This is a genomic window from Pedobacter frigidisoli (genome assembly GCF_004331675.1).
GTDB lineage: Bacteria > Bacteroidota > Bacteroidia > Sphingobacteriales > Sphingobacteriaceae > Pedobacter > Pedobacter frigidisoli.
Genome location: NZ_SJSN01000039.1, coordinates 1 through 9,032 on the forward strand (window position 1 = coordinate 1; position 9,032 = coordinate 9,032).

Genomic DNA, 9,032 nt, shown 5'->3' on the forward strand with positions numbered 1-9,032 from the left:
AAGGCGTCAAACTCCCCGTCATCCATCTCAAGGTACTTTTTTACCGTTCTGCGGTTACAGTTCAGCGCCTTGCTGATCTTTGAAGCTGAACGTCCGGCAAGGGACATTCGCTTAATTTCATAATACATCATAAATTTGTTCAAGAATGCGTGCATATTCATCAGTTGTCGTAAGCCGATGAAGGTCGTATTAAACGGTGGGGTTTAATTATCCTACCGTTTTTTTTGTGCACTCTTGTTGCCGTTTTTGGTGTATTCTTATTTGCCGATTTCTGTGCAGATTAACTTACTGATTACAAGATAAATATTTGCAGTCAAAAAATCGAAAAGTATTGTATCTTTTTTTAAGGATAACAACGTTGAAAGTTCCTCTAAAACTTTATGAATGCGCAATAGTTGGGTGTCCAGTACCCGGTTCGTCCAACATGGGTTTCATTGTTGGTGTTGTGCACCTATTAAGAGCTTAGCTGTTATCATTAAGGGTTACGTAAATGGCCTTTCCATTATAAACCTTACCGTTAAGCAAAATAACATTAAGGTTACTGGTCGAGCAGCACTTACGGAATGAGTTCGTCAGACCCTTCAGGTTCAGGAGAAAAATGGTGATATTTGGTTAAAACAAAGCGATTTTGGAATTAAATATCAGATAAAGCGTTGTCAACCTCATGCGTGAATTTGGTCTGTATAATTGTTTTACTTATAGAAGCCTTAAATATACCTGTTTTACTTGTTTGCAATCAGTTTTACTCAATAGTTAATTGATTTTATTCGTTTTACAAAGACTAGATTTCTTTTACTTAGTGGAAACTCTTTTATAACATTTGTATTGATTTTGTATTTGTTTTACTGAATCATATTGGTATTTTATTAAATTTACTGAAAGAATATACATTTTACTGAAAATAATGGCAAGGAACAAAGTAGGTAGTGAATGGTTAAAAGAATATTTGAACCTGGAAGGATACGGAGTAACAAAACGGTCTTTTATCGGAACTCAAAATAAGATAGAGATGGCAGCTGATGGTACCATAGATCAGCAGTTTGGGCCGAAATATGCTCCTGGGGGCAATACGGTACCGAGCCATCTAGAATTCCTTCTAAAATATGAAGATGTTAATCTTGATTTCCTAAGTGCGGTATTTGAACGTGCAGATCGAAAAGAACTGGATAAGTTTCTTTCCGCCAGCCCTTCAGGTAAATACAGCAGGAAGCTGGGGTTTCTTTATGAATGGTTGACTGGTAAACAACTTGACCTTACTGCTGAACCCAGCGGCAACTACGTGAATTTATTGGATGAAGAACAGTATGTTACAGGAAAGCAGATCAAGAATAGCAGATGGAGAATTAATGATAACCTCTTAGGAGGGCGAAAATTCTGCCCGATTGTCCGTCGTACAAAGGCCATTGAGGATGTCTTAGATATTGATTATAGAGCAGAGATTGAAGAATTAAAAGAAGAGTTTTCCCCTGAAGTCTTTAAAAGGGCAACCCAATATTTATATAGGAAAGAAACCAAGTCCTCATACGAAATAGAGAGTGAAAAGCCGTCGCCTGAAAGAATCGACCGCTTTATAGCCATTTTGTATAAAGCTGGAACTGCTCCGAGCGCTGAAGTGCTTGATGTCAAAAGCCTAACTGAATTGCAAAATGCCATTGTCGATCAACGCTATGCTCAGAAAGGCTTCAGAAATTTTCAGAACTTTGTTGGGCAAACCAACTATCGCATGGAGGAAATTTATCATTATATATGTCCTCCGCCTGATATGGTTAAATCTATGATGGAGGGTCTAATTGAGTTGGAAGAAAAAACAACTGGTGAGCCTGCTGTAGTGAGGGCGGCTATCATCGCGTTTGGGTTTGTATTTATTCATCCATTTGAGGATGGAAACGGAAGAATCCATAGGTTTTTAATTCATGATATGCTGACCCGTGACGGACTTTCGGAGCATGGGTTAATCATACCTGTATCTGCGCATATGGTCAACAATATGAGAGATTATGATGCAGCGTTAGAGAATTATTCCAAACCTTTAATGCAGAGAATAAAGTTCAAACGGGACGAACGAGGGGAAATAATAATCACTAATCCCAAGGAAGTCAATGCGTATTTTCGATACCCTGATCTAACTCAACAATGTGCTTATCTTGCTACTACTATACAAGCGACAATTAAGCAGGACCTATCTGAAGAACTTCATTTTTTAGAACGGTATGATGAGTTAAAGCGGGAACTGCAAAACCTAATAGACATGCCTGATAAAAGATTAAACGAAGTTATCATCTTCTTACATCAAAATAAGGGTGTTTTCCCAAAACGCAGGAAGAAAAATTTTGAGGAAATCACTGAAGAGGAGTTTGCGGAAATGGAAAAAATCTATAACGACATCTTTGATAACAACTAAGCCAGGAATGCTTGAATTAGGTAGCATATATTGGGTATTTCACAATCTTATCTCCAGCGTTCAATTTAAAAGATTTTCAATTCGCGAATCGCGAATTGAGCCAAAAAAGGTAGTAGAAACTGTCACAAATATTTCATGAATTTGTGACAAAATAATTTCTTTTAACAAGAGATATTCAGCACACAATCAGACAGTTAATATGATATTTAAGAATGAATGCGGAAAGATATTTTTTCCATCCGAATTTTCAGATATTGGTAGTGCTGATGCGATCAGCAGCATCCTGTACAGACTTGAAAGGGCTTAGTATTGGAACTTGCGCAGAGCATCAGCCCTTGTATTGGATTCATAGCCATATCCACACGCCTACCAGATATACAATTGGTAACACTGAAATTATCTGTAATCCACATGGCTATTTGAATGAGAAGTATAATGGCTATGAGAAAGATTTGATCATTGAGATTTAGTTTAAAATGCGGCTATCGTATTACTATTCTGAAATATTAGATGCTTAATAATAATTAGTGTTTATCAAGCTTCTCTTAAAATATTTTCAATTCGCGAATATTCCTATTGCCAGAAGTTTTAAAAATAATCCTTGACCTTGAGAGCAATCCGGATCGCCGGCTACTCTGCGTGGATACACTTAACAATATCTTTAATCCTTCAAGGTACAAAAGTCCTGCTAGACCGAACCTAAAATTGCCGGGATATAATTATCAGTAAAAGTGGAGACCACGCCGTTGGATAATTTTGATTTTCCACGACAGAATTAGAGTATACCAAAGAATTATTCATTGTTCTGGTGCATCTAACAGCTATAATAAATTCTGATATAAACATGCATTTAAAATAAGGAAAAGCTTAGACTTATAGGTCTGACGCTTTCACCACTCAGGTTTTTTGAATCGTAAGTAAACCTATAACCATTATCATATTTCTCCAGATGCCCCACGAGGCTGCCCCAAAATAATACTTTGGACCTAACCCAAATGTCTATCCTCCATTTCTGTTATGCCAACCTGTTTGCCAGATAATTCAAGTACTAATTTACTTTATCTAGCCGTACGGTCTGGCTTCCCCGCTCTAGCTCCTGGAGGAAACGAAGTCCTACGCCTGCTTGAATGCCAATTCCTCCTGTGAGAGCTTAAGTAGCTTATGCTGTGTTTTTACAAATGTTGATAATGGATTACTCATGTTTATACCCTATGTGGTACAATAAATTTGAGTGTTCAAAAAATCACTTTGTTCATGTTTCATGAACAAGCTATTAAAATGAAAATCGCCGTATTTTTTAAATAAAGCAGACAGCGAAGGACGAATATGACTACAAACTTTGGATTTAATATTGGTTAGTATAGATAGTTGAAAAGAGTTCGTCTAGAAATTACAGGCGTTGGTCTAGTAGTTATTAGTGCTGGTATAATACAGGGTTTTTGCCTGCAACGTTTGATGTATGGCTGCGTCTTAATAACAAACAATAGCAAAAAACTAAAATATAAAAGATATGAAAACCTTAGCCAAAACCCTATTCGCAGCAGCATTAACAGCAGTAGTATTAACTTCATCAATGGTGGCAACTTTTGCCGCTGAGCCAGTTAAAGCAGAAACAAAAACTTCTTCATTATCAAAATTCAGCAGGATCTGGGTGAGCGGGAACGTTAAAATCGTCTTAACACAAGGTGACAAGCAAAATGTAGAGGGTATAAGCAACTATGACGCCGCAAAAACCTCAGTATCAACTGATGGAAAAACCTTATTTATCAATTCATTAGAAACAAGTCAGGTAACACTTAATATTACCGTAAAAGATTTGGAAAGAATTGAAGCTTATGGTCAATCAGCTGTGGTAACCAGCAATAATTTCAACGTAAAATACCTACAGTTATTTTTGGGGCAAAGTGCTACAGCAAAGATTAAAACTACAGCAGGTAGTTTATATACTATCGTTAAGGATGATGCGGTATTAAAATTAAATGGTACTGCTGATCAAAGTACAATGATCGCAAGCAACATGAAAAATTTAAAATTAGCAGACTTTGCCGCTTTAAAATCCACCTCTTTTGCTTCCCAAGCTATAATGGACGCTGAACAAAATGCAATGATTTTAGCAAAATAGAAAATATACACATCACAGATAAACTGAAGCTGCCCATTTTGGGTGGCTTTTATATTTTACATCAATTTATAACCTCCTTAAACCTATGGCTCGAGCACGTATGTGATATTGCACTTACTTCCGGTTATTTCTAATGTATTCTCTGCCAGATCCTTTAGTGACACTTTGCTAAAAAAGGGCATGTCTTTTTTTTGAGTCTTACCTATAACCAATACGAAAATAACTTTATAGTCTCCCGGCAAATAAGGCAGTGGTATAACAGATGCATCACAACCATAATCTACTAGATGGGTTATAAATTCTTTTCTACTTGTGTCATTGAGTCTCAAGGCTTCCGCACTATAAGCAGTTTGGCGAAAAAGGTGACTTATTGTTGAAGAGCTTTTCCCTTTTTAACATGTATAAATGTTTTATTTTTAACATCGTAAACATCACAGACTTCATTGGCGTCAGCCCCTATACTTTTAGTCTTGGCATCAAAATGTCCGAGGTCAAATAAATAGAAATCAGCGTTACTGTCAGCAAGCTCTTTATTGTAAGCTTTCAACAATTTTTGGCTGTGACGGTATTGGAAAACTGTTAATGCTAATTAAACGGTCCTTAAAAAAATTACTTACGGATATAAAAAAATCCTCTGGCACCGCGTACCAACTTCCCTCAGAAAGAATATACCGAGTACCGTTGTATTCCGTTTCCCAAGCGAGACACCTTTGTAAAGGACAATCAAGATTTTTCCCAGCTCCATCCCTGATGAGGTTAACCTTGAATTTCTCAATAGTATCCAACTTTATTTCTTTCCTAGCCGACCCTGTAGACTTCTTCCAATCTACCATTTCCGGCATCTTAAGCGGCACTTTACTGCTCATCCTAGCGCCATCTCCAGAAGAAAACACAAATCCTTTGAAATCAAAGATAGCTTCATAGAATACTGGCGGAGAAAAGAACATCCCTTCAAAATCTGCTTTCTTCAAAGCTCTTGCTAACTGATCGCTCAGCCCATCAATAAGTGATTTATCTCGCACCAGGGCTATGTTATCTATCCAAGGATAATCCTTTTTATATTCACTTGAATTAAAATGTTTGAGTACCTTCTCGCAATACGATTTAAGCTTGCTAAAACTCTCGATTCCCTTATTTGCTCTTAGACTATCTTTACCTTCCAATGCCTCGCCCAATTCATGTTCTTTTGGTAATTTTCCCGTTATTCCCCTAAGAATATCCTTTTGCTTTTTAATCCCAAGTTCTTCAGGAGTAGATCCCACTGCTGCCTGCTTTTTTGTTTTCTGAGAATTTATCTCTGGTGTAGTTGTATCAATTTGTCGAATTTCTTGTTTACGAATACAATTCAAGGCCGTTCTCAAACCAAAATTATACTCAGTCTTAGTCATGTCGATTAGGTGAATGCCACTGCCCAAAGGAATTGCAAGCATCCTACCTGCAACCTCGAGAACAATTACAGCATATGAAGAAGCATTTTTGAAGGGATTACTTTCAAGGTTAAAATTCGAATTAACGAAATCTGCCAAATCAGGAACGTTCTGTTTGCTACGCATGTAGAATAACATCCCGCCGCTTTCCTCCTTAAGCGTAATTGTATAATTTTTTTTGAAGATATCTCTGGGGTTGGTTATCTTTTCCTTAATCAAGTAGATGGTCGGTTTAATGGCGCTCATAATGCATATACCTAGGTTACAATATTATTTAAAAATAATTCTTGATGATGAATAGAATAAGAAAATCACATTTGTTAATCTTATTAGCATTACTGCCACTGTTTGCGAACTTATGGTATTGCTGCGTACTGTTCATCTAAGATTAACGCTTTTTACTTTACAAATGTAGAGAATTGGTAAAGCCAATATTTACGGGAAACCATATTTACTCAAAAATGAGTATCACTATAGCTTGCTAGTGTACTTTCAGTAACATATTTATCGAGAGCAACATCCTACTTTTTAGGTGCACAATTGTTTTCAAGAGAATTGGAGTCCTAATAGCGTTTTTGCCCTCGCCATTCCCAAGGAGCTACGGCACTACTGTCCTGCCACAGGCCCACTCTCTTTTTCCTAGCAGTGATTTCTAACTGGGCATATAACAGATCGCTAGAGTATTCTTTAAAATGCCAAGCCATGCCCAGCTTAAGCATTTCCTGGTTTACTACCTGTTTTTTATGGTTAACAACCACCGCGATCAATCTATTGTAGCGGTCGTAATTTTTGCCCTGAATATTCACCACCTGCCCAAAACATAAATCGGACAGGGCTTTCTTGGCTTTTTGAGCATAAGGCTGTGCGCGTCTTTTTTCAGGGCTATCAATGTGTTCCAACCGGATTTTAATCGGATAATCCTGATATAAAACTTCCATGGTATCTCCATCCAAAATGCGGATGACTCTGGCTGTAAAAACAAGATTACTATAATTTATGCCTTTAGTTCCTTCTGGTTGGATGAAGCACGCCTGAAGCGTGAACAACAACAAGACAAGGCTTATTTTTCCCAGCCGCATAATACTTTGCCGTCTTTTTTGGCTTTTTCAATATCAATGGAAATAACCTTGTAAGTGCAATTACCTAAACCGCGGCATTTTGAGTTATTATGGTATTTCTTGGCATAGGGACTGTTGCAGATGTATACAGATGTGGTCTCTTTGCAGGTGTTGTTAAAAAAGAGGAAAATGAATAGGGAAAGTGTTCTCATGATCAAGGGATGATTTAAAATGGGTGGTGATTTTTTAGCAAACCATTTATTATGTATTGATTATTATTTACTTCTTTCTGAAATAATTCCTTGCAGTACAGGTTCTAAATCAGCTGGTAAATCAGCTGATTTAATATAAAATTTCTTCACCTTCATTGCCCTAAACCAATCAGTCCAATATTGTTTAATCACATCTCCTTCATAAGGATTTTTCTTTGAAGGATTAATACCTAATACAATAACTTCTAGGTCTTTTAAATTATATGGGAAGGCAATAAAACCAAGATTATTTTTTTTCATGATTGATTTATAGTCTGAAGATGAAAGTTTCTTTGATTGTATAAAATCTGCCGTTATATATGAACTTTTACCCTTTTCTAAAAACTTACTGTCTTTATGATATAGCCATCAGTTATGATAACCAATATGTTTCTATGTTTTTCTTTTATACAGTAATCCTCAACCTTGTTCTTGAAAAAACTCCAGATATCAGAACCTACATAATGATTATCTTTAATAGCAGATTGATAAATTTTCATTGGCACAGTTGCAAATACTTTATCTACATTTTCAATATTACTTTTGTTAGATTTACTATTGAAACTTACTTTTAACTGTTGGCTTAACTTATTTATTTCTGCATTTCCAGGTTCAGGGTCAAAAAAAACCTGCATTTGGTCGTTTAATTGAAGTATCCTTTTCTGCTTTACATAATTAATAAATGCTCTTTCAATAGATCTTATATACTGGAGATCTCTTTGATAATATTGCATTGTAGCATTTGGGTTCTTTTGGGGGCTTATCCGATCAGATAAATCTAATAAAAAACTGATATTAAGGTTCTGAGGAATCTGGGCTTTACTTTCTTTCACAAAAAAACTTGTAATTAAAATGCCCAATAATATGTTTAATGATTTTGAATTCATGATCTTGGGTTTTATAACGTAGTTGTATAAACAGAGTTCTGAGAATCTTCATTGGCTCCTACACTTTTGAGGTTTTCGTTGTAACAGGCAATACACTCACTTTCGAGTGCACTTTTTTCATATTGAGAAATATGCAGCTTTTGGTTAATAAAGGTTATCCATCCCTGCATATATTCTGATGCATATAAAACATACTCTTTCGTTGGGATAATTACGGCATCGATTATCCTTTGCAATGCAGTTACACGTCCATGTGCCTCCAGCGAACTTTTCTTAATGTCGTTAAGTTCTTCGAGCAATTTTGCCTTTTGAATTTCAATATCAACTATCCTATCCTGATGAATCTGAATGTCTTTTTTTCTACGCAACCGCTCGTGTTTTATTTTGTCTTTCTCCCGATTTTCCTTCATGATAAAATCGAACACCACTCCCCAAATGAGGTATACCACAAAGCCAGCAAAAATAATTCCCCAAAACTGGACCTTCAGAAAGGCAATAGGAAGATTAAATGCAGGTGTATCAAAGCTTTTAGTTAATTCGTAAATCTTTTCCTCTATCTGATAAGCCAGAATAGCATCGAACACAAAAGTTGTAAGTAGGAGCGCTATTATTTTAATGTAATTTTTAATGCTTTTAGTCTCCCCAAACATATGGATCAAATAACCTAAACCTAAGAATACAAATGGAATAAAAGTAACAAAAGCACCTTCAAGCGATCCGTCATGCCAAGCCTTTTCAAAGGCTTTTGCATCAAGAATGTTCATAACGACATTAAAATTATTAGCATCTAATTGTTTGAAGAAAGCCGAATAAGAAGTTGAGATATAAAAAGTAAATAAATATAAGGTAAGTGGCAATAGAATAATCAATCCGATCCAAAACTTAC

General features: G+C 36.1%; 9 protein-coding genes and 1 pseudogene. 3 read left to right on the forward strand and 7 right to left on the reverse strand.

All coding sequences use genetic code 11. The features are described 5' to 3' along the window. Nucleotides 1-904: 904 nt before the first annotated feature. Entirely contained in the window at nt 905-2,401 is a 1,497-nt protein-coding gene (locus EZ449_RS22145) for a Fic family protein (RefSeq protein WP_131563036.1), read from the forward strand. 212 nt (nt 2,402-2,613) lie between these two features. Further along, nucleotides 2,614-2,871 carry a hypothetical protein gene (locus EZ449_RS22905; RefSeq protein WP_205943055.1) on the forward strand — a complete coding sequence of 86 codons (258 nt, stop codon included), beginning with the start codon at nt 2,614-2,616 and terminating at the stop codon, nt 2,869-2,871. 380 nt (nt 2,872-3,251) lie between these two features. Here EZ449_RS22905 and EZ449_RS23580 read toward each other — a convergent pair whose 3' ends face one another. Continuing rightward, the gene (locus EZ449_RS23580; protein WP_131563048.1) at nt 3,252-3,404 is read right to left on the reverse strand and encodes a HipA N-terminal domain-containing protein; all 153 of its coding nucleotides are present in this window, start codon (nt 3,402-3,404) and stop codon (nt 3,252-3,254) included. Nucleotides 3,405-3,911: 507 nt separating this feature from the next. Between EZ449_RS23580 and EZ449_RS22165 the strand changes: the two genes are divergently transcribed. Then, on the forward strand, nt 3,912-4,523 hold the full coding sequence (locus EZ449_RS22165; protein WP_131563037.1) for a GIN domain-containing protein: 612 nt from the start codon (nt 3,912-3,914) through the stop codon (nt 4,521-4,523). 83 nt (nt 4,524-4,606) lie between these two features. Here EZ449_RS22165 and EZ449_RS23585 read toward each other — a convergent pair. The 6 genes and pseudogenes from EZ449_RS23585 to EZ449_RS22200 all read right to left on the reverse strand — a co-directional run. Next, nucleotides 4,607-5,073, reverse strand: a pseudogene (locus EZ449_RS23585) (DUF6119 family protein). Next, the gene (locus EZ449_RS22180) at nt 5,054-6,196 is read right to left on the reverse strand and encodes a DUF6119 family protein (protein ID WP_131563041.1); all 1,143 of its coding nucleotides are present in this window, start codon (nt 6,194-6,196) and stop codon (nt 5,054-5,056) included. Before EZ449_RS22180 ends, EZ449_RS23585 begins: the two are co-directional and overlap by 20 nt. 317 nt (nt 6,197-6,513) lie before the next feature. Further along, nucleotides 6,514-7,029 carry a thermonuclease family protein gene (locus tag EZ449_RS22185; protein WP_131563043.1) on the reverse strand — a complete coding sequence of 172 codons (516 nt, stop codon included), beginning with the start codon at nt 7,027-7,029 and terminating at the stop codon, nt 6,514-6,516. A 254-nt stretch (nt 7,030-7,283) separates the two neighbouring features. After that, on the reverse strand, nt 7,284-7,520 hold the full coding sequence (locus tag EZ449_RS22910) for a hypothetical protein (RefSeq protein WP_205943056.1): 237 nt from the start codon (nt 7,518-7,520) through the stop codon (nt 7,284-7,286). Nucleotides 7,521-7,597: 77 nt separating this feature from the next. Then, entirely contained in the window at nt 7,598-8,146 is a 549-nt protein-coding gene (locus EZ449_RS22915; protein WP_205943057.1) for a hypothetical protein, read from the reverse strand. Nucleotides 8,147-8,157: 11 nt separating this feature from the next. Next, the coding region (locus tag EZ449_RS22200) for a hypothetical protein (RefSeq protein WP_205943058.1) at nt 8,158-9,032 on the reverse strand (875 nt) is incomplete at its 5' end.